Annotated in this window: 14 protein-coding genes; 7 read left to right on the forward strand and 7 right to left on the reverse strand. The window is 65.9% G+C overall.

What is annotated here, in order from left to right; genetic code table 11:
* Positions 1–31: 31 nt before the first annotated feature.
* Positions 32–1,012, reverse strand: a complete 981-nt coding sequence (locus CQ050_RS12765) for a tripartite tricarboxylate transporter substrate binding protein (protein ID WP_105557199.1) — start codon at positions 1,010–1,012, stop codon at positions 32–34.
* Between the two features lie 48 nt (positions 1,013–1,060).
* Positions 1,061–2,485, reverse strand: coding sequence for a M20 family metallopeptidase (locus tag CQ050_RS12770; RefSeq protein WP_105557200.1), 1,425 nt, complete (start codon positions 2,483–2,485; stop codon positions 1,061–1,063).
* Between the two features lie 114 nt (positions 2,486–2,599).
* Between CQ050_RS12770 and CQ050_RS12775 the strand changes: the two genes are divergently transcribed.
* The gene (locus CQ050_RS12775; protein WP_105557201.1) at positions 2,600–3,508 is read left to right on the forward strand and encodes a LysR family transcriptional regulator; all 909 of its coding nucleotides are present in this window, start codon (positions 2,600–2,602) and stop codon (positions 3,506–3,508) included.
* Between the two features lie 47 nt (positions 3,509–3,555).
* On the opposite strand, the gene CQ050_RS12780 is transcribed toward CQ050_RS12775, so the two are convergent.
* From CQ050_RS12780 to CQ050_RS12795, 4 genes are all read right to left on the reverse strand, one after another.
* Entirely contained in the window at positions 3,556–6,696 is a 3,141-nt protein-coding gene (locus tag CQ050_RS12780) for a CheR family methyltransferase (protein ID WP_105557202.1), read from the reverse strand.
* 221 nt (positions 6,697–6,917) lie between these two features.
* On the reverse strand, positions 6,918–9,995 hold the full coding sequence (locus CQ050_RS12785) for an efflux RND transporter permease subunit (protein WP_105557203.1): 3,078 nt from the start codon (positions 9,993–9,995) through the stop codon (positions 6,918–6,920).
* Complete coding sequence (locus CQ050_RS12790; protein WP_105557204.1) at positions 9,992–13,072, reverse strand: multidrug efflux RND transporter permease subunit; 3,081 nt, start codon at positions 13,070–13,072, stop codon at positions 9,992–9,994. The genes CQ050_RS12785 and CQ050_RS12790 overlap by 4 nt, the downstream gene beginning before the upstream one ends.
* Positions 13,073–13,079: 7 nt before the next feature.
* The gene (locus CQ050_RS12795; RefSeq protein WP_105557205.1) at positions 13,080–14,246 is read right to left on the reverse strand and encodes an efflux RND transporter periplasmic adaptor subunit; all 1,167 of its coding nucleotides are present in this window, start codon (positions 14,244–14,246) and stop codon (positions 13,080–13,082) included.
* Between the two features lie 172 nt (positions 14,247–14,418).
* Here CQ050_RS12795 and CQ050_RS12800 point away from each other — a divergent pair, with 172 nt between their 5' ends.
* Together CQ050_RS12800 and CQ050_RS12805 are read left to right on the forward strand one after the other, a co-directional pair.
* Complete coding sequence (locus CQ050_RS12800) at positions 14,419–15,591, forward strand: diguanylate cyclase (protein WP_105557206.1); 1,173 nt, start codon at positions 14,419–14,421, stop codon at positions 15,589–15,591.
* Positions 15,592–15,649: 58 nt separating this feature from the next.
* Entirely contained in the window at positions 15,650–16,618 is a 969-nt protein-coding gene (locus tag CQ050_RS12805) for a molecular chaperone DnaJ (protein ID WP_105557207.1), read from the forward strand.
* Positions 16,619–16,685: 67 nt separating this feature from the next.
* Here CQ050_RS12805 and CQ050_RS12810 read toward each other — a convergent pair whose 3' ends face one another.
* On the reverse strand, positions 16,686–17,930 hold the full coding sequence (locus CQ050_RS12810; protein WP_105557208.1) for an NnrS family protein: 1,245 nt from the start codon (positions 17,928–17,930) through the stop codon (positions 16,686–16,688).
* 214 nt (positions 17,931–18,144) lie between these two features.
* Here CQ050_RS12810 and CQ050_RS12815 point away from each other — a divergent pair, with 214 nt between their 5' ends.
* From CQ050_RS12815 to narH, 4 genes are all read left to right on the forward strand, one after another.
* On the forward strand, positions 18,145–19,416 hold the full coding sequence (locus CQ050_RS12815) for a nitrate/nitrite transporter (protein WP_233214005.1): 1,272 nt from the start codon (positions 18,145–18,147) through the stop codon (positions 19,414–19,416).
* 40 nt (positions 19,417–19,456) lie between these two features.
* Entirely contained in the window at positions 19,457–20,842 is a 1,386-nt protein-coding gene (locus tag CQ050_RS12820; protein ID WP_105557210.1) for a NarK family nitrate/nitrite MFS transporter, read from the forward strand.
* A 156-nt stretch (positions 20,843–20,998) separates the two neighbouring features.
* Complete coding sequence (locus tag CQ050_RS12825; protein WP_105557211.1) at positions 20,999–24,760, forward strand: nitrate reductase subunit alpha; 3,762 nt, start codon at positions 20,999–21,001, stop codon at positions 24,758–24,760.
* Complete coding sequence (narH, locus tag CQ050_RS12830; protein WP_105557212.1) at positions 24,757–26,325, forward strand: nitrate reductase subunit beta; 1,569 nt, start codon at positions 24,757–24,759, stop codon at positions 26,323–26,325. Before CQ050_RS12825 ends, narH begins: the two co-directional genes overlap by 4 nt.
* The last annotated feature ends 6 nt before the right edge of the window (positions 26,326–26,331 follow it).

Consider the following 26,331-nt stretch of genomic DNA (forward strand, 5'->3'; position numbering starts at 1 on the left):
TCGCATGCCCATGCGCCGCGGCCGGTTGCGTTCAGTCCAGCGTGATGTTCGCGCGTTCGGCCACCGCGCCGAACGTGCGCAGTTCACGGGCGATCTGTTCGTGAAACGCCTGGCCCGGCAGGTACACGGGTTCCAGGGCCAGGTCCGACACGGCCTTGCGCATCTGCGGATCTTCCATGATCTTGGCGACCGCGCGGTTAAGCGTGTCGAGAACCGGCGCGGGCGTGCGGGCCGGGGCGGCCAACGCGTACCAGCCGACGAAGGACACCTCGGGAATGCCCGCTTCGGTGAAGGTGGGGACGTCCGGCAACTGCGGCACGCGGTGCTCGCCCGTGACGGCCAGCGCGCGGACCTTGCCCGCGCGCACCTGCGGCGCGGCCGACGAAACCGTGTCCACGCCCAGCGCGACCTCGCCGCCGATCATCGCGGTGATCAATTGCGCGCTGCCCTTATAGGGCACGGGCAGCATCTTGGCGCCCGCGGCTTCGGCGAACATTTCGCCGGCCAGGTGCGGCGCGGAGCCAGGTCCGAAGGTGCCGTACATCAAGCCGCCCTTGTCGCTTTGGCGTTTGGCCAACGCGGCCGCTTCCTGCACCGTGTTGACCGCAAGCCCGTTCTGGGCCAGCAGCACGACCGGGGCCATGGCAACGATGGCGATCGGTTCGTAGCTGTTGATCGGGTCGTAGGGCAACGTGGATTTCAAGGCCGGCAATACCGTATAGGTCGTGCTGCCCGATAGCAGCAGCGTGTAGCCATCGGGTTGCGCGCGCGCCACCGCATCGGCGCCGATCACGGTGGACGCCCCGGGGCGGTTTTCCACGATCACGGATTGCCCCAGGTTGCCCGACAGGCGGTTGGCCAGCAACCGGGCCACCGTGTCAGTGGCGCCGCCTGGCGTGAACGGCACGACGATCTTGATCGGCTGTTCGGGGTACGCGGCGTGGACCTCGCCCGCATAGGCGGCGACGGCAAGGTTGAACGCCATCACGGCGGCACAAAATCTAGCGGTCATGGCAAAGCTCTCGAAGGGTCATGGGGAAACGCGGGAAAGGGTAGGGGGTCAGGCGGCCGCGGGAAAATCCGGGGCAGCGGCGGCGTCCCGCAGCGCGGCGCCCTGGTCGCCAAGGTCCCAGAACAGGCCGGCCATGATGGCGAGGCCTTCGCGCGCGACGCTGCCCAGCAGGTGTTCATTGGGCGCGTGCTGGGCGCAGGCGGGGTAGGAATGTGGCACCCACAACGTGGGCAAGCCCAGTTGATCGGCAAAAATGTCGTTGGGCAGCGAGCCGCCCAGGTTGGGCAGCAGCGCAGGCCGTTTGCCGGTCGTGCGTTCCAGCGACGCGGCGGCCCAGCGCACCCAGGCGTTGTCCGGCGACAAGCGGGTAGCGCCGGCCTGCATGCCGATCCGCACCTGCACGTCTTCAAAGCCGGCTTGGCGCAAATGCTCGCGCACATGGGTTTCCAGGGCGCGCCAGTCGGTGCCCACCACGAAGCGCAATTGGCACCAGGCCACGGCTTCGGGCGGGATCGCGTTCACCGGCTTGGACGGGTCGCCCGCGCCGAACGTCAGGACGTCCAGACTGTTCCAGCCAAATACCTTCTCGGGGGCGGACAGGCCGGGTTCGCCCCACCACGCGTTGATCTCGGGATCGTCCTCGCCGCCGCCCACCTGCAGGTCGGCCAGGGCGTCGGCGACCGCGGCCGGAATGGGAGGAGGGCGCAGGCCGTCGACGCAGATGCGGCCGGTGGCGTCGACCAGGGTGCCGATGGCGTGCATCAGCACGATAGCGGGGTTGGACAGCAGGCCGCCCCAATTGCCGGAGTGGTAGCCGCGCTCCCGCGCGCGCAGCTTCAATTCGAAATTCACCGCGCCGCGCGATCCCATGAAAAGCGTGGGGCGCTCGGCGCTCAGGCGCGGGCCGTCGCTGGCGATGAACACGTCGGCCGCCAGCGCGTCGCGTTGTGCGTTGCAGAAGGCGGCCAGGCCGGGCGAACCGGCCTCTTCGCCGGTCTCGATCAGCCACGTCGTGTTGAAACCCAGCTTGCCGTCGCGTGCGGCGATCACATGCCGCAGGGCTTCCAGGTTGATGGAGTGCTGACCCTTGTTGTCGGCCGTGCCGCGGCCATACCAGCGGTCACCTTCGACCTGCAGCCGCCACGGGTCGCGTCCCGCTTCCCATTTCGCGGCGTTGCCCCGCACGACATCGCCGTGGCCATACATCAGCACGGTCGGCAGGCCCGCTTGTTCGAGGCGGCGCGCCACCAGGATAGGCAAGTCCGCGCCGGCGGGGTTCGCATGGACTTCACAGGAAAAGCCCAGCGCGGTCAGCAGCGGGATCAGGTCTTCATTCAGATAGGCGTGCTGGGCGGCCGCTTGTTCCGGCACTTCGCTTTCCGTGGCGTAGGCGACGCGACGCGCCAACGTGGTTAGCAGGGCGCCGGAGTCGTAGGCATCAACGGCGTGGAGGACGGCTTGTTCGCGATTCACATCGGCTCTCGGGGTGCGCAAAGGAAGCACAAAGTTATTACGCTTCACCCCGTGCCACAATTAGATAATTAGCATCTTTGACATGCCTTTAAGGCATGGATTGTGGAGCCGACCATGATTTCACTGGCCTTGAGGTATTTCCTGGAGGTTGCCCGCTGTGGTTCCATCGCCGGGGCCGCCGCAGCGCAACACGTGGCGGCTTCTGCCGTCAGCCGCCAGATCGCCAAGCTGGAAGACGATCTTGGCATCGTGCTATTCGAGCGCCAGGCGCGCGGCATGGCGCTGAGCGAAGCCGGCCGGCAGCTTGCCGCCTACGCCAATGCCGCCGCGCTGGAGGCCGAGCGCGTCACGACCCAGATCCGCCAGCGCGGCCACGTGGGCGACGTGACCATCCGGCTGGCCTGTACCGAAGGCTTCGCGCACCGCTTCCTGCCGCTCAGCATGGCGGAGTTCAAACGCGTGCGGCCGGAGGCGCGGTTTCACTTGCATGTCGAGCGCCCGGACGAGGTCAGCCGGCAGGTCCTGGAGGGTCTGTCGCAGATCGCGCTGCGCTATTCCACGGCGCAGGACGAACGTCTGAAGACCGAATTGCTGACGCGCGCGCCGGTGTATGCGGTGATGTGCCGCAGCCATCCGCTGGCCAGCCGTCGTAGCGTGGGCATGCGGGATCTGCTGGACTATCCGTTATCGCTGGGCGATTCAGGCACGACGGTCCGGCAACTGTTCGACGCCGCGTGCGCGAATGCCGGGCTGCATGTCGAACCGGCCTATGTGTCGAATCATTCAGCGGCGTTCCTGCCGATGCTGCCGGGCAGCCGCATTGTGGCGTTGACCGGGTATCTGACCCTGATGGGCCAGGCGGGTAGCGAAGGGCTTGCCGGCGTGCCATTCACGAATCCGGAAATGCGGCAGCGGACCATCCAGGTGCTGACCTTGCAGGGAAGGACCCTGCCGCTGCTGGCCCGGGAGTTCCTGGCGTTCATGGCAGATCGCCTGACCGTGGCGACGCGCTTGCCGGAGTAGCGCCGCCAGGGCGTCGGCCCCCGCCAAGCGTTCGCGCATGCCGGGTGTTACTCGCGCGGGGTGTCGTCGCTCTCGTTGCCGGCTTCAAGCGGCATGTCGATATGACACGCAATGCCGTCCGATCTGAACTCCATTGCGGTCTTGGCGCGCAACGTGTGCGCCAGCGTATGCTCGATCAGATCGCGGCCAGAGCCCCGCCGCGTCGCGTCGGGGGGGGAGGGCAGGCCGGATTCAGCCCAATCCAGGACCAGATGCTCTCGATTGCCATCGCGGCGTTCGATGCGCCATTTGATATCCAGCCGGCCCGATTCGTAGCGTAGCGCGCCGTACTTGAAGGCGTTGGTCGCCAGTTCGTGGACGGCCAGCGCCAGGGGCTGGATGCGTTCGGGGCTGATGCTGACCTCGGGCCCGCTGATCGTTACCTGCCGTTCGTTGCCGACGGCGTCGAGTTCACGACGAACGACGCCGCTGAATGCGATCCTGTCGCCATTGGATTCGCTCAGCAGACCCTGCACACGCCCCAGGGCGGCCAGGCGGGTCTCGAAGCGCTGGAACGATTCGCCATCACCCAAGGTCCGCCGCGCCACGCTTTGCACCAGCGCCAGCAGGTTGCGGGTCCGGTGCTGCAGTTCGGAGATCAGCACGCGGTGGCGCCGTTCGGCGCGGGTGATGAGCGTGATGTCGATGAACGTCACGACGACGCCGTCGACCTGGCTGTCGCTGCTGCGGTAAGGCACCAGGCGCAGCAGGTAGTGCTTGCCGTCCAAGGTGCCGGCGATACGGCGTTCTACCGGCTGATAGTGGGTATAGACCTGGGCGATATCGTTGGCGAAGGAGGGCAGGTCGAAACGGCTGGCCAGATCGGTGATGGGGCGGCCGCAGTCGCTGGGCAGGATGTTGAAGACATCGCCCATGGCTGGCGTGAAGCTGCGGATGATCAGGTTGCGATCCAGGAATAGCGTGGCGATCGCGGTACTTTCAAACAGGTTGTGCAGGTCGCTGTTGCTGCGGTCCAGTTCGTCGACTTTGCCGTGCAGTTCGGCGTTGACCGTGTGAAGTTCTTCGTTCAGCGACACCAGCTCTTCCTTGGATGCCTCCAATTCTTCGTTGGTGGACTGGAATTCCTCGTTGACCGACACCAGCTCTTCGTTGGAGGACTTCAGTTCCTCCAGTGCGGTTTCGTATTCTTCGATCATCGATTGCAGGCGTTCACGCGTGTCGCGCAATTCCAGCTCGACCTGCTGGGCCGCGCCTTGCTGCGTGACGCTGCCTCGCACATGGGCATCCTCGCGATTGAGGATGGGGCGCTGATCAGCGAACAGGATCAGATATAGGGACTCGTTTTCCTTATGGTCGGCCAAGGGCTCCACGGTCAAGGTCACCAGTTGGACGCGGCCATCCTCAGCATCCACGGGCACGTTTTCGCGCACCGCGGACAGGCCGGTCTCGGCGGCCTCGTGCAAGAGGGTGCGCAGGTCCAGGCGCAGGCCCTTGCGCGCCAGTGTCAACACTTGGCGGGTCGGCAGGCCGGCCGCGGCCTCCAGGTACTTGCCTGTGCGGCCAGAGTAATAGACGATGTCGCCGTCGCGATTGACCAGCACGTGGGGCGGGGCGTGTTGCGCCAGCACCTGGCTATCGACCGATTGGCGCAGCGCCGAGGCGCCGGTTTGTGAGCGGCGGTGGGCGGAATGTGGCGGGTCCAGTTTATGCATGGAGGGCAAGGTGATGGGTGGACGTGGCTGCGCGCCGATATCCGCTCGGCGCTGGAAGATCCGGTGTTTTTTGTCGATCGGGCTGAACAGGTCGCTGAACTGGGTGACGTTCTCCGACATACCCAGGAACAGATAGCCGCCGGGACGCAGCGCGTAGTGGAATGTCGGGATGACCTGCTTCTGAATGGCGCCGCCGAAATAGATCAGCAGATTGCGGCATGACACCAGGTCGATCCGGGAAAAAGGCGGGTCGCGTAACACGTTATGGGGTGAAAAGATGCATAAGTCCCGCACCGACTTGCTGACCACGTAACTGTCGCCATCGGCCACGAAATAGCGTTCGCGCCGCTCGGGCGATAGGCCGTCAAGCAACGCGCCAGGGTAGCGCGCCGCGCGGGCGACGGCCAATGCGCGGTCGTCGATATCGGTGGCGAAAACCTGCACCCGGGGCGCGGCCGGTAGGGTATCCATGTGCTCGCGCAGCAGGATCGCCAGCGAATAGACCTCTTCGCCCGTAGCGCAACCAGGCACCCACAGGCGTACGGTTTCGGTGGCGTCGCGGTCTTTCAGCAACTGCGGGATCACCCGCTTCTGCAGGGACTCGAAGGCCTCGGCGTCGCGGAAGAAATTCGTGACGCTGATCAGCAGATCGCGGAACAGGGCGCCCGCTTCCTGGGAATGCTGCTTCAGGAATTCAACGTAGGCGTCGAGGGCGAGCATCTGGTTTACGTGCATGCGGCGCTGGACGCGGCGCATGAAGGTCTTGCTCTTGTATCCGCTGAAATCGTGGCCGACGCGGGCGCGAAGGAGCGCGTAGATTTCGTGCTTGGCGGCTTCCAGCCGGGCGCGCTCCGGGCCTTGGGCGGCGCCCTCGTCCAGATCGTCCAGGTGGCGCAGCCCCGACGCGAAGTCGACCAGTTTCACGCCCATCTGATCGGCCGGCACGATGAAGTCGACCAGGCCCGTGGCGATGGCGCTACCGGGCATCTCCGGGCTGCTCGGGCCGAAGCCGTCGACCGCCTGCGCAAGGGTCAGGCCGCCTTGCTCCTTGATCGCCTTGATGCCCAATGTGCCGTCCGAGTCGCCGCCGGACAACACCACGCCCGCCGAGAATTCGCCGTAATCCAGGGCCAGCGACGTGAAGAACAGGTCGATTGGGCGCGGCCCGCGCTGCTCTGCCACTCGTTGGCGCAGCCGCAGCCGCCCCTCATGGATCGACATGACTGCATCGGCGGGAAGCACGTAGACGTTGTCGGCCAGGACCTCCGCGTCCTGCGTGGCAGTCTGGACCTTGAGGTCGGTGTAGTGTTGGATCACCTCTGGCAAGTGGCTTTCGCGCACGGGGCTCAGATGGGTAAGTACGACGAACGCCAGCCCCGGCTTTGGGGGCACGCCGCGAAAAAATCTTTCCAGCGCCTCGACGCCGCCGGCGGAGGCGCCGATACCCACAATTGGAAAATCCGTTCGCACAGTCATGGTCTCTTCGGCCTGATCAAGCAGGTAAACAGCGTATGAAGCGTCGACGAATCAGAAACCGGGGGATGACGCGCCACCTAATGCGGAAATACGGGAGGTGGCGCGGGTGCGTGCATAGTCCCCTTTTTCTGCGTCGGCGCCAAAACGCCATGGTTAACGCGCTGTTATCGGATACACGCAGCGACATTACCATGGACGCCCGGGGATTGATATGCGAAGAACTAGCCCGCACGGACGCGTGCGCTGCGTACCTTCAGCCGCAGCCGTTCCAGCGCCAGATAGACAATCGGCGTCGTGTACAGCGTCAGGAACTGGCTGATCATCAGGCCGCCGACGATCGCGACGCCCAGCGGGCGCCGCAGTTCGGATCCTTCTCCCACGCCCAGCACCAGGGGCAGCGCACCCAGCAGGCCGGCCAGATTGGTCATGACGATAGGCCGCAGGCGCAACATCGCGGCGCGGTGGATGGCTTGTTCCGCCGTCAACCCTTCGCGCCGTTCCAGGCTAAGCGCGAAGTCGATCATCAAAATGGCATTCTTCATGACGATGCCGACAAGCAGGAACAGCCCCAACAGCGCAATCAGGGTGAATTCGATGTTCGCCAGCCGCAATGCCAGCAAGGCCCCCACGCCCGCCGACGGCAGCGTGGACAGGATGGTAAGCGGATGCAGGGGACTTTCGTACAGGATGCCTAGCACCAGATAAATGGCGACCAGCACTGCCAGGATCAGCCAGGGCTGGTCCTGCACGCTTTGCTGGAAGTTGCGGGCGTCGCCGCCCAGGCGCGTCTGGATCGTGGAGGGCACCATCAGCTTCGCCATCGTGGCATCGATGGCGGCAAGCCCCTGTTCCAGCGACACGCCTTCGGCCAGCGAAAAGCCGACGCCCACGGCCGCGAACAGGCCGTCGTGGAAGACGCGGTCGTTGACCAGGCCGTTCTCATACGTGGCGAACGCCGTCAGCGGGATGCGGGTGCCATCGGCCGCCACGACCTGCACCTGCTCCAGGACCTCGGGGTCTTCGGTGTAGCGCGGGTCCAGTTCCAGCACCACGCGGTACTGGTTCATGGCGTCGTACAGGGTGGCGACCTGGCGCTGGCTGAAGGAATTGCTTAGCACGCTGCTGATCGTGTCCATGTCCACGCCCAGGCGCTGGGCGGCGCTGCGGTCGATATTGATCACCACCTGCTGGGTGGCGCCGTCGCCCACGGCGTCCACGTCGCGCAGTTCCGGAATGGCTTGCATGGCCTTCGAGATCTTGCGCGACCATTCCCGCAGCGCGGGCACGTCGCTGGCCATGATGGCCAGTTCGTGGTCGCCCGAATTGCCGAAGCCGCCCGGCATGCGCAGGTCTTGGTCCACGTTAAGGAAGAACATGCCGCCCGGCACCGGCGGTGCGTTCAGGCGTAGCCAATTGATGACTTCGGTTGAGGATTCGGTGCGCTGGGCCACGGGCTTCAGGCGGATCAGGAAGAGCGAATTGCTGATGCCGAGCCCGCCGCCGTTATAGCCGATGACGTCTTGCACGGCCGGGTGCTTGAGCACCAGCTGGCGATACTGGTCGATCTTGGGCTGCATCACCTGGAACGAAAAGCCGTCGTCGCCCCGCACGAATCCGACCAGCTGGCCCGTGTCCTGCACCGGCAGGAAGCCCTTGGGCGCGTCCACGTACAGGTAGACGTTCAGCCCGATGACGCCGGCCAGTACCAATAGCGTCAGGCGCGCATGGTCAAGCACCCGCGCAAGCGATGCGCCGTACCCGTCGTGCAGGCGCGCGAAGGCGGCCTGCATGCGCGAGGGCCGGGCGGGGACGGCGTGCGGCGTTGCTCCGGGCTTGAGCCAGCGCGCGCACAGGGCGGGGATGATGGCGACCGACACCCCCAGCGAGATCACCGTGGCGGCCACCAGCGTGATCGAGAATTCTCGGAACAGCCGTTCGACGAGCCCGCCCATAAACAGGATGGAGACGAACACCACGCTCAGGGCGACGGTCATGGCGACCAGCGTGAAACCCACTTCGCGCACCCCGCGCAGTGCCGCCTTGCGCGGCGACAGACCGCGTTCGATGTGCCGCGAGATGTTCTCCAGCACCACGATCGCGTCGTCCGCCACCAGCCCGGCGGCCACGATCAGCGCCATCAGCGACAGGTTGTTCAGCGAAAAGCCCCACACATACATGACCGCGAAGGTGGCGATCAGGCACACCGGAATCGCCACGCTGGGGATGGCAGCCGCCCGCGCGTTGCCCAGGAACAGCCACACCACCAGGATCACCAGCGCCGTGGCCAGCCCCAGCGTGACGTGGGCTTCGCGCAGGGTGGCGTTGATGCCGGGCGAGCGGTCCAGCGCCACGGTCAGGTCCACGTCGGCCGGCATCAGCGCCCGCAACCCGGGCAGGGCCTCGTTGATGGCCGTGATGGTTTCGATGATGTTTGACCCCGGCTGGCGGCTGATGGTCAGCACGACCGCAGGGTTGCGGTTGTGGAAGCCGCTGCTGTAGCGGTTTTCCACCGAATCGCTGACTTTCGCCACCTGCGCCAGCCGGATGACGGCGCCATTCCGGTGGCGCACGATCAGGCTGTCGTACTCTTGCGCGGTGCGCGGCTGCGCGGGCGTGCCGACCTCCCAACGCTGGCCCGCCGAATCCAGCTGGCCTTGCGGGCGCATCGGCGCCGCGTCGGAGACGGCCTCGCGCACGTCGTCCAGCGCCACGCCGTAGTGAGCCAGCGCGTTCGGATTGACCTGCACTCGCACGGCGGGCAATGAACTGCCGCCCATCGTCACTTCGCCCACTCCGTTGATCTGCGAGATTTTCTGCGCCAGCACGGTCGTGCCCAGGTCGTACAACTGGCCAGCGGGACGCGTCGGGGAACTGAGCGCCAGCGCCATGATGGGCGCTTGCGAGGGGTTGATCTTTCGATAGCTGGGATTGCCCGGCATGCCCGCGGGGAGTTCGGCGCGGGCCGCGTTGATGGCCGCCTGCACGTCGCGGGCCGCTTCATTGACGTCGCGGTCCAGGTCGAACTGCAACTGCACGCGCGTGGCGCCCTGATTGCTGGACGACGTCATGGAGCTGACGCCCGCGATGCCGCCCAAGGCACGCTCCAGCGGGGCGGCCACGGTGCTGGCCATGCTCTCGGGGCTGGCGCCCGGCAGCTCGGCGCGCACTTCGATGGTGGGGAAATCCACCTGGGGCAGGGGGGCCACGGGCAGCAGCCGCCAGGCCACCGCGCCTAGCAGCGTCAATGCCAGCGCCAGAAATATGCAGGCGACCGGCCGGTGCAGCAGAGCCCGGATCATGCCGCGGGCCCGTCAGTCCTTGCGGGCTTGGCGGGAACGCCGCGCCGCTGGCCCAGGCGGTGGAAGAACAGGTAGACGGCGGGCGTGGTGAACAGCGTCAGGACCTGGCTGACCAGCAGCCCGCCGACCATGACCCAGCCCAGCGGCTGGCGCAGTTCCGCGCCGGAACCGGTGGCCAGCATCAACGGCAATGCGCCGAACAAGGCGGCCAGCGTCGTCATCAGGATGGGCCGCAGGCGCAGCAGCGCGGCTTCGCGGATGGCGGCTTCCGGCGGCAATCCGCGCGATCGCTCGGCCTCTAGCGCGAAGTCCACCATCATGATGCCGTTCTTCTTCACCAGCCCGATTAGCAGGATGATGCCGATGACGGCGATCAGGTCCAGTGGCCGGCCCGTGATCAGCAGCGCCAGCAGCGCGCCCACCGTGGCCGACGGCAGCGTCGACAGGATGGTGACGGGGTGGATCGCGCTTTCATACAGCATGCCCAGCACCAGGTACATCGTGACCACGGCGGCCAGCATCAGCCACAGCGTGTTCGACAACGAGGCCTGGAACGCCGATGCGGCGCCCTGCAGGCGCAGCTCCACGCTGGGCGGCATGCCGATGTCGCGTTGCGCGGCTTCGATGGCGGCGATGGCCTCGCCCAGCGAGCCGCCCGGGGGCAGGTTGAACGACAGATTGACCGCCGGGAACTGCGACAGGTGGTTCACGGCCAGCGGCACGGCGCGTTCGCTGACGGTGGCCAGCGCCGATAGCGGGATCGCCTGGCCGGCTTCGGTCTGTAGATGGATGCGTTCCAGCGCGTCGGGGCTCAAGGCCAGCCGGCGGTCGACTTCCAGCACCACGCGGTATTGGTTGGATTGCGTGAACAGGGTGGCAACCTGGCGCTGGCCGAACGCGTTGTACAAGGTTTGCACCACGTCGTCCATCGTCACGCCCAAGCGCGCGGCGGTATCGCGCGACACTTGCAGGAACGCCTGACGGCCGTCGCCTTGCAGGTCTGACGACACCTCGGCCAGCGCAGGCGATTGCGCCAGGCGCTGCGTCAGCGCGTGGCTCCATTGCGCCAGCAGTGCGCTGTCCGGGGATGTCAGGGTGAACTGGTATTGGCCCCGGCTGACGCGGTCTTCGATGTTCAGTTCCTGCACCGGTTGCAGGAAGAGCGAGATGCCCTGGACGTCTCGGGCGCGCGCATCCAGCCGGGCCAGGATGTCGGCCAGCGGCGCGCTGCGCTCGGCCCAGGGCTTCAGGTTGATCAGCAGGCGGCCGGTGTTCAGCGTGGTGTTCATGCCATCGATCCCGATGAAGGACGACAGGCTCTGCACGTCGGGGTCGGCCAGCAGGGTGTGCGCCACCGCCTGCTGGCGCCGCGACATGGCGTCGAATGAGGTGTTCTGCGACGACTGGGTCACGCCCTGCAGCACACCGCCGTCCTGCACCGGGAAGAAGCCCTTGGGCACCGCCAGGTACAGCAGGCCGGTCAGCACCACGGTGGCCAGCATGGCCAATAGCGTCAGGCGTTGGTGGCGCAGGGTCACGTCCAGCCAGCCGGCGTAGCGCGCCTGCACGCGGTCCAGCAGGCCGGCCCGCGATTCCACGTGGGCGGGCAGCAGGCGGGCGCACATCATGGGCGTCAGGGTCAACGACACCGCCAGCGATATCAGAATGGCCACGGCCAGCGTGATGGCGAACTCGCGGAACAGGCGGCCCACCACGTCTTCCATGAACAACAGCGGGATCAGCACCGCGATCAACGACAGCGTCAGCGAGACCAGCGTGAAGCCGATCTGCCCCGCGCCTTTCAGCGCGGCCGACATGGGGCTGTGCCCCTGTTCGCGGTAGCGCGCGATGTTCTCCAGCATGACGATGGCGTCGTCCACCACGAAGCCCGCGCCGATGGTCAGGGCCATCAGCGTCAGGTTGTTGGTGGAAAAGCCGGCCAGGTGCATGAAACCGAAGGTGCCGATCAAGGACAACGGCACCGCCAGGCTGGGGATCAGGGTGGCCGGCAGGTTGCGCAGGAACAGAAACGTCACCAGCACCACCAGGCCCACGGCGAACACGAGTTCCCACTGCACGCCGCGCACCGATGCGCGGATGCTCTCGGTGCGGTCGGTCAGAATGCGCACTTGCGCCGCGGCGGGCAGGCTGGCGGTCAACTGCGGCAGCAGGGCCTTGACCTGATCGGCCACGGCGATCACGTTGGCGCCCGGCTGGCGCTGGATGTTGACCAGCACGGCGGGCTGCTTGTCGACCCAGGCGGCCAGGTAGCGGTCTTCCGCGCCGTCTTCGATCATGGCGACCTGGCCCAGCCGCACCGGCGCGCCGTTCTTCCAGGCGACGATCAGCTCGCGGTATTCCTCGGCGCTTTGCAATTGGTCGTTGGCGTCCATGATGACGGACCGTACCGGGCCGTCGAAGCTGCCTTTGGGCTGGTTCGAGTTGGCCTTGGCGATGGCTTCCTGCACGTCCGACAGTTGCAGGCCGCGGGCCGCCAGCGCCATCGGATTGACCTGCACCCGCACGGCTGGCCGCTGGCCGCCGGCCAGGCTGACCATGCCCACGCCGGATAGTTGCGACAGCCGCTGCGTCATGCGCGTGTCCACCAGGTCGTAAACCTTAGGCAACGGCAGGGAGTCCGAGGTGACGGCCAGCGTCAGGATGGGCACGTCGGCGGGGTTGACCTTCCGATAAACGGGCGGCGTCGGCAAGTCCGGGGGCAGCAGCGAGCCGCTGGCGCTGATCGCCGCCTGCACTTCCTGTTCGGCCACGCCCAGGGACACGTCCAGCGAGAATTGCAGCGTGATCACCGAAATGCCGCTGCCGCTGGTGGACGACATCTGCTTGACGCCCGGTATCTGCCCGAAACGCCTTTCAAGCGGCGCCGTGACCGCGCGCGCCGTCACGGTGGGACTGGCGCCGGGATATTGGGTGGTGACCTGGATGATCGGGTAATCCACCTGCGGCAGCGCCGCCACCGGCAGCATGCGCCACGCCAGAATGCCAGACAGCAGCAGGGCGATCATCAGGAAGGACGTTGCGACCGGGCGCAGGATGAAGGGGCGTGACAGGCTCATGCGCGATTCAGGTAAGGGACTCGACGACCTGGACTTCGCGTCCGTCGTGCAGGCGGTCCACGCCTTCGACCACGACGCGCTCGGAAGCGGCCAGGCCGCTTTCCACGACCACGCGGCCGGCGTTGGCGGACCCCAGTTGAAGGACCCGGCGCGCGGCGCGCTGGGCGTCGTCGATGACAAAGACGAAAGCGCCCTCGGTGCCGTACTGCACGGCGGCAGAGGGGATGGTGACGACGTTGTCCTGCTGCACGACGGCCAGCCGGATGTTCACGAACTGGTTGGGAAACAGCGATTCGTCGGTGTTGTCGAAGCGGGCGCGCAGCCGGACGGTGCCGCTGGCCGCCTGGATACGGTTGTCCAGCGCTTCCAGCGTGCCTTCGGCCAGGACGCGGCGGTCATCCGCGTCCCAGGCCTGCACGCGAAGGATTGCCGTCTTGGCCTGGGCGCGGCGCAGGATGTCCAGCCGGGTTTCGGAAATGCTGAAAATCGCGGAAATCGGCATGGTCTGCACCAACGTCGTCAGGCCGTTGGCGTCGTCGGCGCGCACCTGATTGCCGGCGTCGACGCGGCGCAGCCCGATGCGGCCGTCCTGCGGCGCCACAATCCGGGTGTGGGACAGCAGGCGCTCGGCATCGGCGACCTGGGCGTGGTTCAACTGCCGCTGCGCCGTGTACGCGCGCACCTGGGCTTCCGCGGTGTCCAGTTGCTGGCCCGCGACGGATTCCTGGCGCGCCAGCCGGCGGTAGCGTTGCAAGTCGGCCTGGGCGTTGTCCAGCAACGCCTGGGTGGTCGCCAGCGCGCCTTCGGCGGCCGCCAGTGCGGCCAGATACGGACGGGCGTCGATCTCGGCCAGTAATTGGCCCCGGGTGACGGCCTGGCCTTCGGTGTAGTGCAGCCGGATCAATTCGCCGTCGACCTGGCTGCGCAACGTCACCTGGGCCAGTGGCGTGATGGTGCCCAATGCGTGGAGGTCGCGCTGCAGCGGGCCCACGCGGGCGGCCGCAACGCTGACGGCGACGGGAATCTGCCCGTATTCGGGCGGACGCGGGGCGGCGGGGCCCTTTCCCATCAGCCAGTACGCAACCCCGATCAACACGGCCAGCGACAGGGCGGCGGCAATCAGGATCAGGCGCTGGGTTCGGGAAGGGCGGCCCGCAGAATAGGGCAGTGACATCTGGGCTGCCAGGCAGGATGTTGCGGACAGCCGAGATTCTATATTAATAATAATGATTAGCGTTATTAACGGTGAATTTCAACAGGGGTTTTCGCCATGTCCCGGTAGGGAATTCAACGTAAAATTCGGCCGACGCCACGAAATACCGGCGCAATACGCCTTTCCTCACGGCATGTACGTCGATCTCCATACCCTTTATCTCCTTATCATCGGAACGCTGCTGGCCAGCGCTGGGATGATCTTCTGGGAGCTTCGGGCCCATCCACGGCGCAGCAAGACGCTGCGTCTGCTGGGCACCGGTTTCGCGACGTTGGCAGCAGGATGCGTCCTGATCCTGTTCCGCCGCGACCTGCCCGGCGCTTACGGCGCGGCCCTCAGCAATCTGGTCGTGCTGGCGGGCTATCTGCTGGTGCTGAACGGGGTGTCGTCGCTGCGCGGGCGTCAGTACCGCGCGGCCTCCTTGGGCTTGCTGGCCGTGATGGCGCTGGTGTGGGCAGGCGCCGGGGCGCGATGGCCGGACGTGGTGTGGGCCTATGCCAGCGCGGTGCCGATCGCGCTGATCAGTGGCATGACGTCGTTGGAGATGTTGCGGTGCCGGGCGCTGCAGCCGCTACAGCCGCGGCGGATCATCGTCGTGGTAACGGGCATTCATGCGCTGTTGTATGCGGGCAGGGCCTTCGTGCTGCCCTGGATGGTGGCGCAGTACGGCCAGGCGGTGCTGATGGCCGCCAGCAACATCACGATGTACGAAGGTGTGTTGTATTCGGTCATTTTGCCGATGACGCTGCTGAAACTGATCCGCGAAGAAGCCCACGGCCAGCTCCTGCAGGAGTCCCAGACGGATTATCTGACCCGGCTGGGCAACCGCAGGTGGTTTTTCGAGCAGGGCGCGCGCGTCATCGGCACCGCCGGGCATGGCTGCGTTTCCATTTTGGCGTTCGACCTTGACCACTTCAAAGCCATCAACGACCTGCATGGCCATGAAACGGGCGACAAGGTGCTGACCTCGTTCGCGGGCGTCGCCCAGGGCGCTGTCGGGCCCGGCGCCGTGCTGGCCCGGATCGGCGGGGAAGAGTTCGCGTGCCTGTTGTCGGGCGACGATGCACGCCGCGCGCATCTGTTGGCCGAGACAATCGTCAGGCGCTTCGCCGAAACCGTGGCTGATCCGGCCTTGGGCGTCGGCGTGCGGGCCACGGTCAGCGTCGGCCTGGCCCAGTTCGACGGCGACGCACCCGCGTTGGCTGCGGGGCTGGCCCAGGCCGACCGGGCGCTGTACCACGCCAAGGCGCTGGGCGGCGACCGCGTCGAATTGGCATGCTTGCCGGCAAGTTCCGCCGCCGCCTGACCCCCGTGTCGTTATAGTGGCGGCTATTTTCAATACCCGATCAGCAAGGAGCAGGTTCATGGGCGAGCATCCCCTCGAAAGTCCGCGGCAGTTGTTCGACCGCCTTCAGGCAAGGCTGGAGACCGAACGCGCCCGCTTGGGGCAATGGCAGGCCGTTGAGGCGGATTACCGGCAGAAGTACGCCGAAGGGCTGTTGCCGCTGGAACAACAACTGCATGAGCTGCGCATGAAGCTGGTGCTGTGTTTCGATCACGCGTACAAGAACATGGGGCTGTCCAAGTCGGAACGCGAATTCGTGTCTGAACTGGTGGTGGAGTTTTCGGAAGAACTGCTGCAATTGGCCGCCAAGGGCGCGCTGCCGGCGGGCTGCGACACCGGCCGGCTCAAGACGCTTTATAAAAAACATGGCGGCTCCGACTACGACGCGGACGTGGCCGAAGAGACCGAAGATGCCAAGGTTGAGCTGGCCGATGCGCTAGGCCTGGATCCGGACGCCGATCCGGCCGCCTGGTCGCCGGCGCGACTGCTGCTGCGCATCCAGGACCAATACGAAGACGACGAGGCCGAGGAACTCCTGGCGTTGGCGCGCCTGGCCACCCGGACCACCACGCCGAACGCGGTGGCATGGCAAGCGCTGCAAGACGCCGAGCGCGAGCGCGCCAGCCAGGCCGCGCGGAATCCGGACCTTCAGGCCGATGTGGACACCGCCGGCGACATCGACGATGCGCGCCTGCCGCAGATCAACGCCATCCTGCAGGCCCAGCTGGACGAAGTGCTGCACCAGTCCACGTATGCGGAAGCGGGTTTCAAGCTGCGCTACGACCTGGATCCCTTCGCCTCGTTCGATCCGGAAACGGTGATAGAGGACCTGGACGCCGATATCGTCGACATCAAGGAATACATCAGCGAACTCGAACACGAGGTCATGCAGTTTTCGGACCAGGGGGCGCTCAAGTCCTGGCTCAAGGCGATGAAGCGCGAAGTCGAGGCCATCGAGCGCCGGGAAGGCCGGGCGGGCCGCGACTGAGGCCGTTGCCGGGCGGGGTGGGCTGCGCGCCAGACGCGCGGCACTGCCGGCGCCCGCGCCGCGGGTGCTACGTGCGCCGAGCCACCGGCACCACGCGCATGACGGGCGCCGCCGGCTTGGCGGCGTCGGCGCGTGGCCGGATCATCATCGGGAAGAAGCGCCACAGGTATAGCCCCAGGGCCAGCACCCAAGCCGTGGTCGACGCGTGCAGGAAGCCGACGGAAGCGGCGGTGGGCAGCAGGGCGGCCAGGCGCAGCAGCGCCGCCAGGATCATCAGCGCGTAGCTGGTCACCATGCTGCGGTCGGTTTGCAGCGGCCGGCCCAGATGGCCCAGGGCGGTACGGGTGACCATGCCCAGGATCAGCACCGCAAAGCCGGCCACGCCGACCACATGGGCGGGCCAGGCGGCGCGCACGACATAGCCGGCCAGGTGCGCGGCGCCCACCAGCAGGCCGATCCCCACCCCCAGATACCCTGCGTACAGAATCCATAGCAGCGGCACGCGGCGCACGGCCCAGGGTTTCCACGATACCCATTGCGCCAGCGCGATCAGCCCCGTTGCCGCCAGCGCCAACGAGGCCGCGCGCGGCGCGCCGACGACGAGGCAGACGATGGCGGCCACGCCCAGGGCCAGTTGCCAGTGGCCGCTGCGCGTGTGCGGCGGAATGTCCAGCCCGGCCACTGCGCGCTTGGCGAAAAACGGCAGGACGCGGCGCGCGATCAGCAGCGTCAGTACCGCCATGCACAGCAGCCCCGCGTTGAAATAACGCATCACGGCCAGATAGTCGCCCTGCACGACGGCCCACAGGTACATCGCGTTGGCGGCCGCCAGCCCCAGCAGCAGGAAAGGCACGCCCGCGTTGCGCTGATTGCGCGTGACCCAGACGGCGCGGCCCAAGGCGGCGGCGCCCCACAGGAAGAACCCCAGATCGGCGGCGGCGGCCACCAGGAACGCCGGCCGGCCCGGCATCAGGTAGCCCGCGCGCGCCACGATCCACAGTAGGCACAGTGCAGCCAACGCATTGCCGCGCAACGGGTTCTTGCCCGTCCAGTTGGCGCCCGCCGTCAGCAGAAAGCCCACGCCGATGGTGGCGACAAAGCCCCACAGCATCTCGTGCGCATGCCAGTACAGGCCGCCCATGACGCCGGTGATGCGCGCCGGGGCGTGTACCCACAACCACACGGACGCCAGCGCCCAGAAGCAGCCCGCCAGGTACAGCGGGCGAAACCCCATTTCGGTGAAGGCGCGCCATTGGGGGCGGGGCGGCCGGGCGGCCGGAGCGGGTTCGTCGATGGTCATCAGCGGAGGCATGGCGGTCTGCGGTGTTTAAGGTGTATTGAAAATACATATTAATGCCGAGGCCGCGCCCTCGCCAGCGTGATTGTTTGACGCAACGCAAACCCGCCCGGGAACCCAGCGGTGACTAGGCACATTGGCAGGGGCCGGATGGTCAGCCGGCGAATGGCGGCGAGGGCGGCCGGTCCCTAGGCTAGGGCCTGTATCAGTGAGCCAAGCGAGAATAACCATGACAGCAGCAACTTCCCCGTCCGGCAGGCCGATGCGGGTCCTGATTTCCAGCACATTCGCCTTCACCATCTGTTTCGCGGTCTGGATGATCTTCGCGGTGCTGGGCATTCCCATCAAGGCCCAGTTGGGCCTGTCCGAAACCCAGTTCGGCCTGTTGGCCGCCATGCCGGTCCTGACGGGGTCGCTGGTGCGGGTGCCGTTGGGCATCTGGACCGACCGCTATGGCGGCCGCCCGGTGTTCTTCATCCTGATGCTGCTGGCGGTCGTGCCGATCTGGCTGCTGTCCTATGCAACCGAGTACTGGCAGTTCCTGGTGCTGGCCTTGTTCGTCGGCCTGACGGGCGGCTCGTTCTCGGTCGGCACGCCTTACGTGGCGCGCTGGTTCCCGCGCAGCAAGCAAGGCTTGGCGATGGGCGTGTTCGGCGCGGGCAACTCCGGGTCGGCCATCACCAAGTTCGTGGCGCCGGCGCTGATCGCGGCCGCTGGCGGCGCCTGGGTCATCGTGCCCCAGGTGTATGCCGTGGCGTTGCTGGTCACCGCCGTGCTGTTCTGGATGTTCTCCGCGTCGGACCCCGCCCACCGCGTCACGCGCGGCGCGACCCTGTCCGCGCAGTTCGCCATGCTGAAGGACCCGCGCGTCTGGCGCTACTGCCAGTACTACTCGGTGGTGTTCGGCGGGTATGTCGCGCTGGCGCTGTGGATGACCAAGTACTACATCGGCGAATACGGCTTTGATATGAAGCTGGCCGCGTTATTGGCCGCCTGCTTTTCGTTGCCCGGCGGCGTGCTGCGCGCGTTGGGCGGCTGGATCTCGGACCGCCACGGCGCCTACAAGACCACGTGGTGGGTGATGTGGGTGTGCTGGGTAGCGTTCTTCCTGCTGAGCTATCCGCAAACCGAATTCACCATCATGACGGCCAATGGCCCGCGTAGCTTCGGCATCGCGCTGGGACCCGTCTCGTTCACGGTGCTGCTGTTCATCGTCGGCATCGCCATGGCGATCGGCAAGGCGTCGGTCTTCAAGTTCATCTCGGATGAGTTCGGCGAAAACATCGGCGCCGTGTCCGGCATTGTCGGCCTGGCGGGCGGCCTGGGCGGCTTCGTCTTGCCCATCCTGTTCGGCGTGCTGCTGGACCTGACCGGCGTGCGTTCCAGCGCTTTCATGCTGCTGTACGGCACGGTCTGCGTATCGCTGGTCTTCATGCACTTCAGTTTCCGGCCGGAAAGCGCGGCCAGCGCCTCGGCGGCCGTTCGCAAGCAAACCGCTTGAGCCCGCGCTCGACCCCTTCCACCCAAAGAGAGCCTTCATCATGTCCACTCAAGTCCTATCGCGTTGGGAGCCGGATAATCCCGGCTTCTGGAAGCAGACCGGCGCGCGCGTCGCCAACCGCAACCTCTGGATCTCCATTCCGGCGCTGATGCTGGCGTTCAGCATCTGGATGCTGTGGAGCGTGGTGGTGGTCAACCTGGACCGCGCCGGCTTCATGCTGTCCAAGAACCAGCTGTTCTGGCTGACCGCGCTGCCCGCGCTGTCTGGCGCCACCCTGCGCATTTTCTATTCCTTCCTGGTGCCTGTTTTTGGCGGCCGTAAATGGACGGCCATCTCCACGGCCTCGTTGCTGATTCCGGCATTGGGCATGGGGTTCGCGCTGCGCGACCCGACCACCTCGTTTCCCACGCTGCTGATCCTGGCGCTGCTGTGCGGCCTGGGCGGCGGCAACTTCAGTTCCAGCATGGCCAACATCAGCTTCTTCTTTCCCAAGGAAAAAAAGGGCTTGGCCACGGGGCTGAACGCCGGCATCGGCAATCTGGGCGTATCGCTGGTGCAGTTCGTGGTGCCGGTGGTGATCTCGGTGGGCGTCTTCGGTGTTGCTGGCGGCGCGCCGCAGGAAATCACCGTCAACGGCGCGCAGCAGAACCTGTGGCTGCAGAACGCCGGCTTCATCTGGGTGATCCCCATCGCCATCGCGGCCATCGCCGCGTGGTTCGGCATGAACGACATCGCCGACGCGCGCGCGTCCTTCGCCGACCAGGCCGTGATTTTCAAACGCAAGCACAACTGGTTGATGTGCTGGCTGTACGTGGGCACCTTCGGTTCGTTCATCGGCTTCTCGGCGGGTTTCGCCATGCTGACCAAGACGCTGTTCCCGCAGGTCAATCCCATGACCTACGCGTTTCTCGGCCCGCTGGTGGGTTCGCTGACGCGTCCCGTGGGCGGCTGGGTGTCCGACAAGCTGGGCGGCGCGCGCGTCACGCTGTTCACCTTCGCCGGCATGATCGCCGCGGTGCTGGGCGTGGTGATGTTCCTGCCCGTGGGCGGGCAGGGCGGCGATTTCAACGGCTTTCTGGCCATGTTCATCGTGCTGTTCGCGCTGACCGGCCTGGGCAACGGATCCACGTTCCGCATGATCCCCGTGATCTTCCTGCGCGAACGCACGCAGGCGGCAGAAGGCAAGGGCGCGGCGGGCCAGAAGCAGGCCATGAGCGAAGCGGCCAAGGAATCCGCCGCCGTGCTGGGCTTTTCCGGGGCCATCGGCGCCTACGGCGGCTTTTTCATCCCGCGCAGCTTCGGCACTTCTCTGGAAATGACGGGCGGTGTGCAGGCGGCGCTGTATTGCTTCATCGGTTTCTACGCCACTTGCATGCTGATCACCTGGTGGTTCTACGCGCGCCGCAACGCGCCGGTGCCTTGCTGAGCGCGTGCCGCGCGCGCGGCCAGGGTGACTAGTCACTTTGCCGCGCCCGGCCTGTGCCACTGGCGAATAGTCGGGGGACGGAGCCGCGCCTAAAGTGGTTTCAACGGCATTGATCGCAGTACGCGCCGGCCAGGCCGGCGTTCTTGGAGAAACACAATGAGTCATTTTCTGGACCGGCTGAAGTTCATGTCGCGGGTGAAGTCCACCTTCGCGAACGGCCACGGCGAAACGGTCAACGAAGACCGCAAGTGGGAAAACGCCTATCGCTCCCGTTGGCAGCACGACAAGGTCGTGCGTTCGACTCACGGCGTGAACTGCACGGGGTCGTGTTCGTGGAAGGTCTACGTCAAGAATGGTCTGATCACCTGGGAAACCCAGCAGACGGACTATCCGCGCACGCGTCCCGACCTGCCTAATCACGAACCTCGCGGCTGTCCCCGTGGCGCCTCTTACAGCTGGTACGTGTATTCGGCGCAGCGGGTGAAGTACCCGATGATCCGGGGCCGCCTGATGGAAATGTGGCGCGAGGCGCGCAAGACCATGGACCCCATCGCCGCCTGGGAATGGATCAGCCAGGACCCCGTTCGCGCCAAGCGCTACAAGGCCATTCGCGGCCTGGGCGGCTTTGTGCGCGCCGATTGGGATACGGCCACCGAGATCATTGCCGCCGCCAACGCGCTGACCATCAAGAAATACGGCCCGGACCGCGTGATCGGCTTTTCGCCCATCCCGGCCATGTCCATGGTCAGCTACGCCGCCGGCGCGCGCTACCTGAGCCTGCTGGGCGGCGCGTGTCTGAGCTTCTACGACTGGTACTGCGACCTGCCGCCTGCCAGCCCGCAGGTCTGGGGCGAACAGACCGACGTGCCGGAATCGGCCGACTGGTACAACTCGACCTATCTGATGGTGTGGGGCTCGAACGTGCCCCAGACCCGCACGCCCGACGCCCACTTCTACACCGAGGTTCGCTACAAGGGCACCAAGACGGTGGCCGTATCCAGCGACTTCGGCGAAATGGTCAAGTTCGGCGATATCTGGCTGGCGCCCAAGCAGGGCACCGATGCGGCGCTGGCGATGGCCATGGGCCACGTGATCCTGAAGGAATTCCACCTGTCGGCGAACCCGTCGCCGTACTTCCAGGATTACGTGCGCCGCTATACCGACATGCCGATGCTGGTCCTGCTGAAGGAGCGCGATGGCTTCTATGCGCCCGACCATTTCCTGCGTGCCTCGCACCTGGATGGCGCGCTGGGCGAGCAGAACAACCCCGATTGGAAGACGCTGGTGCTGGACGCGCGCAGCGGCGACCTGGTGGCGCCCAATGGCAGCATCGGCTTTCGCTGGGGCGAAGGCGCCGTCAACGGCGGTGAAAAGGTCGGACGCTGGAACCTGGAATCCAAGGACGGCGGCAATGGGCGCGAGATCGAGCCGGCCTTGAGCTTGGTCGGCGCCGGCAGCGACGTGGTCGGCGTGGGCTTCCCGTACTTTGGCAGCGAACACGACGAACTGCTGGTGCGCAACGTGCCGGCCCGCCGCATCCGCCTGGCCGACGGCACGGACGCGCTGGTTGCCACCGTGTACGACCTGCAAATGGCGAACTACGGGCTGGACCGCGGCCTGGGCGGCGGCAATGTCGCGTCGTCCTTCGACGACGACGTGCCCTATACGCCCGCGTGGCAGGAAAAGCACACCGGCGTGCCGCGCGCGCAGGTGATCCAGGTGGCGCGTGAATTCGCACAGAACGCGCACGATACCGAAGGCAAGTCGATGGTGATCGTGGGCGCCGGCCTGAATCACTGGTACCACATGGACATGATCTACCGCGGCATCATCAACATGCTGATGATGTGCGGCTGCGTCGGCAAGAGCGGGGGCGGCTGGGCCCACTATGTGGGCCAGGAAAAGCTACGTCCGCAGTTCGGTTGGGCGCCGCTGGCGTTCGGGTCGGACTGGGTGCGCCCGCCGCGCCAGATGAACGGCACGTCCTTCTTCTATGCGCACACCAGCCAGTGGCGTCATGAAAAGCTGAATGTGCAGGAAATCCTGGGGCCGACCGCCGACCGCGCCAAGTATGGCGACCTCAGCATGATCGACCTGAACGCCCGCGCCGAGCGCATGGGCTGGCTGCCGTCGGCGCCGCAACTGCGTACCAATCCGCTGGACGTGGTGGCCCAGGCCGAAGCCGCCGGCGTCGACCCCGTGGCGCATGCCGTCGAGCAACTGAAATCCGGGGCGCTGCGCATGTCGTGCGAAGACCCGGACGATCCGGCCAACTTCCCGCGCAACATGTTCGTCTGGCGTTCCAACATCCTGGGTTCCAGCGGCAAGGGCCACGAGTACTTCCTGAAGTACCTCCTGGGCACGCAGAACGCGGTGTTCGGCGACGAGGGCGACGCGATCAAGCCTACGGAAGTGACGTTCCAGGACGATGCCGCCGAAGGCAAGCTGGACCTGCTGACCGTGCTGGACTTCCGCATGAGCACCACCTGCCTGTATGGCGACATCGTGCTGCCGACGGCCACCTGGTATGAAAAGGACGATCTGAACACGTCCGACATGCACCCGTTCATCCACCCCTTGAGTGAAGCGGTGCAACCGCTGTGGGAAAGCAAGACCGACTGGGAGATCTACAAACTGCTGGCCAAGAAGTTCAGCGAGATCGGCGGGCCCTACCTGGGCAAGCGCCGCGACCTGGTGCTGACGCCGCTGATGCACGACACGCCGGGGGAACTGGGCCAGGCCTTCGAGCCCAAGGACTGGAAACTGGGCGAATGCGACCTGGTGCCGGGCAAGACCGCGCCGTCCATGACCGTGGTCGAACGCGACTACAACGACATCTACCGCAAGTTCACGTCCGTCGGCCCCTTGCTGGACAAGCTGGGCAACGGCGGCAAGGGCATCAACTGGAACACCGAGCACGAAGTGCGCGAGTTGGCCGGCATCAATGAAAGCGTGGCCGAGGCCGGCGTCAGCCAGGGCCGTCCGCGCCTGGACACCGCCATCGACGCCGCCGAAATGATCCTGACCTTCGCGCCCGAGACCAACGGTCACGTGTCGGTCAAGGCCTGGGAAGCGCTGGGCAAGATCACCGGACGCGAACACACGCATCTGGCCGCCGGCCGCGAGCACGACAAGATCCGCTTTCGCGATGTCCAGGCACAGCCCCGCAAGATCATTTCCGCGCCAACGTGGTCGGGCCTGGAAAGCGAAGAGGTCAGCTACAACGCCGGCTATACCAACGTGCACGAACTGATTCCGTGGCGCACGCTGACCGGCCGCCAGCAGTTCTACCAGGACCATCGCTGGATGCTGGATTTTGGTGAAGGTTCCTGCGTGTACAAGCCAGCCATCGACACCAAGACGGTCGCGCCCATGCTGGGCCGCTACCCGAACGGCGAAAAGGAACTGGTCCTGAACTGGCTGACGCCGCACCAGAAGTGGGGCATCCACAGCACGTACTCGGACAACCTCCGGATGTTGACGCTCAGCCGCGGCGGCCCCCACGTGTGGGTGTCCGAAACGGAAGCCAAGCAGGCCGGGCTGGTCGACAACGATTGGGTGGAAGTCTTCAACGTCAACGGTACCTTGACCGCGCGGGTGGTGGTAAGCCAGCGCGTGCCGGTGGGCATGTGCCTGATGTATCACGCGCAGGAAAAGATCGTGAACGTGCCCGGCGCCGAAACCAGCGGCAAGCGCGGCGGCATCCATAACTCGGTCACGCGCACGGTGCTCAAGCCCACGCACATGATCGGCGGCTACGCGCAGCAGGCCTACGGTTTCAACTATTACGGCACGGTCGGCGCCAATCGCGACGAATTCGTGGTGCTGCGCAAGATGAAGAAAGTGGACTGGCTGGATGGCCCGCTCGTTGAAGCCCCTGCCACGGAAGCAACGCAACAAAAAGAGAAGCAATCATGAGGATACGCGCTCAAATCGGCATGGTGCTGAACCTGGACAAGTGCATCGGCTGCCACACTTGCTCGGTGACCTGCAAGAACGTGTGGACCAGCCGCGATGGCGTCGAATACGCCTGGTTCAACAACGTCGAGACCAAGCCCGGCATCGGCTATCCCAAGGAATGGGAGAACCAGGACAAGTGGAAGGGCGGCTGGAAGCGCACCGCCGCCGGCAAGCTGGAGCCGCGCCAGGGCGGCAAGCTGCGCATTCTGGCCAACCTGTTCGCCAACCCGAACCTGCCGGCCATCGACGACTACTACGAACCCTTCACGTTCGACTACGAGCATCTGCAGAACGCCCCTTTGCTGCAGACCCCGCCCACCGCGCGCCCGATTTCGGTACTGACGGGCAAGAAGATGGAGAAAATCCAATGGGGCCCGAACTGGGAAGACGATCTGGGCGGCGAGTTCAGTTCGCGCAGCCGGGACGCGCTTTTCGAAGGCGTGCAGAAAGAGATGTACTCGACGTTCGAGAACACCTTCATGATGTACTTGCCGCGCCTGTGCGAACACTGCCTGAATCCGGCCTGTGTCGCCAGTTGCCCGTCCGGCTCGATCTACAAGCGCGAAGACGACGGCATCGTGCTGGTGGACCAGGACAAATGCCGCGGGTGGCGCATGTGCATCTCGGGCTGCCCGTACAAGAAGATCTACTACAACTGGAGCAGCGGCAAGGCGGAGAAGTGCACCTTCTGCTACCCACGCATCGAAGCCGGCCAGCCGACCGTCTGCTCGGAAACCTGCGTGGGCCGCATCCGCTACCTGGGCGTCATGTTGTACGACGCCGACCAGATCGAGCGCGCGGCGGCCACCGCCGACGAGCAAGACCTGTACGAATCGCAGCTGGACCTGTTCCTGGACCCGCATTCACCGGAAGTGATCGCCGCTGCCCGCGAACAGGGCATTCCCGAATCGTGGCTGGAAGCCGCGCGCCAATCGCCCGTCTACAAGATGGCGGTGCAATGGCGCGTTGCCTTCCCGCTGCACCCGGAATACCGCACGTTGCCGATGGTCTGGTACATCCCCCCGTTGTCGCCCATCCAGACGGCGGCGGAGGCCGGCAAGATGCCTCAGCGCACCGTGGGCAAGAGCGCCATGATCCCGGACGTGTCCAGCCTGCGCATTCCCGTGCGTTACCTGGCCAACCTGCTGACGGCGGGCAAGGAAGCGCCGGTGCTGCAAGCCCTGGAGCGCATGCTCGCCATGCGCGCCTACAAGCGCTCGGAAACCGTGCACGGCGAACGCGACACCGCCTTGCTGGAGCAGGTGGGCCTGACCGAAGCCACCGTGCAGGACATGTACAAGATCATGGCCATTGCCGACTACGAGGACCGTTTCGTCGTGCCTAGCAGCCATAAGGAAGTGGTGGAAGACAGCTTCAACGAGAAGGGCAGTTGCGGGTTCACATTCGGCAATGGCTGCTCGGGCGGCGTGTCCGAAGGCACCTTGTTCGGACGCAAGCCTGAAGGCAGCGAGATCTTCATCGAGATGCCGAAATCCCGCAAGAAAGCCGCCGTGGCGCGCTAGGAAAGG

It is taken from the genome of Achromobacter sp. MYb9, from assembly GCF_002975275.1.
Classification (GTDB): Bacteria; Pseudomonadota; Gammaproteobacteria; order Burkholderiales; family Burkholderiaceae_B; genus Achromobacter.

Coding starts and splice junctions, on each gene's coding strand:
- CQ050_RS12815 (WP_233214005.1), top strand. CDS start 18,145: ATGACAGCAGCAACTTCCCCGTCCGGCAGGCCGATGCGGGTCCTGATT.
- CQ050_RS12805 (WP_105557207.1), top strand. CDS start 15,650: ATGGGCGAGCATCCCCTCGAAAGTCCGCGGCAGTTGTTCGACCGCCTT.
- CQ050_RS12825 (WP_105557211.1), top strand. CDS start 20,999: ATGAGTCATTTTCTGGACCGGCTGAAGTTCATGTCGCGGGTGAAGTCC.
- CQ050_RS12775 (WP_105557201.1), top strand. CDS start 2,600: ATGATTTCACTGGCCTTGAGGTATTTCCTGGAGGTTGCCCGCTGTGGT.
- CQ050_RS12785 (WP_105557203.1), bottom strand. CDS start 9,995: ATGATCCGGGCTCTGCTGCACCGGCCGGTCGCCTGCATATTTCTGGCG.
- CQ050_RS12790 (WP_105557204.1), bottom strand. CDS start 13,072: ATGAGCCTGTCACGCCCCTTCATCCTGCGCCCGGTCGCAACGTCCTTC.
- CQ050_RS12765 (WP_105557199.1), bottom strand. CDS start 1,012: ATGACCGCTAGATTTTGTGCCGCCGTGATGGCGTTCAACCTTGCCGTC.
- CQ050_RS12800 (WP_105557206.1), top strand. CDS start 14,419: ATGTACGTCGATCTCCATACCCTTTATCTCCTTATCATCGGAACGCTG.
- narH (WP_105557212.1), top strand. CDS start 24,757: ATGAGGATACGCGCTCAAATCGGCATGGTGCTGAACCTGGACAAGTGC.
- CQ050_RS12780 (WP_105557202.1), bottom strand. CDS start 6,696: ATGACTGTGCGAACGGATTTTCCAATTGTGGGTATCGGCGCCTCCGCC.
- CQ050_RS12795 (WP_105557205.1), bottom strand. CDS start 14,246: ATGTCACTGCCCTATTCTGCGGGCCGCCCTTCCCGAACCCAGCGCCTG.
- CQ050_RS12810 (WP_105557208.1), bottom strand. CDS start 17,930: ATGCCTCCGCTGATGACCATCGACGAACCCGCTCCGGCCGCCCGGCCG.
- CQ050_RS12820 (WP_105557210.1), top strand. CDS start 19,457: ATGTCCACTCAAGTCCTATCGCGTTGGGAGCCGGATAATCCCGGCTTC.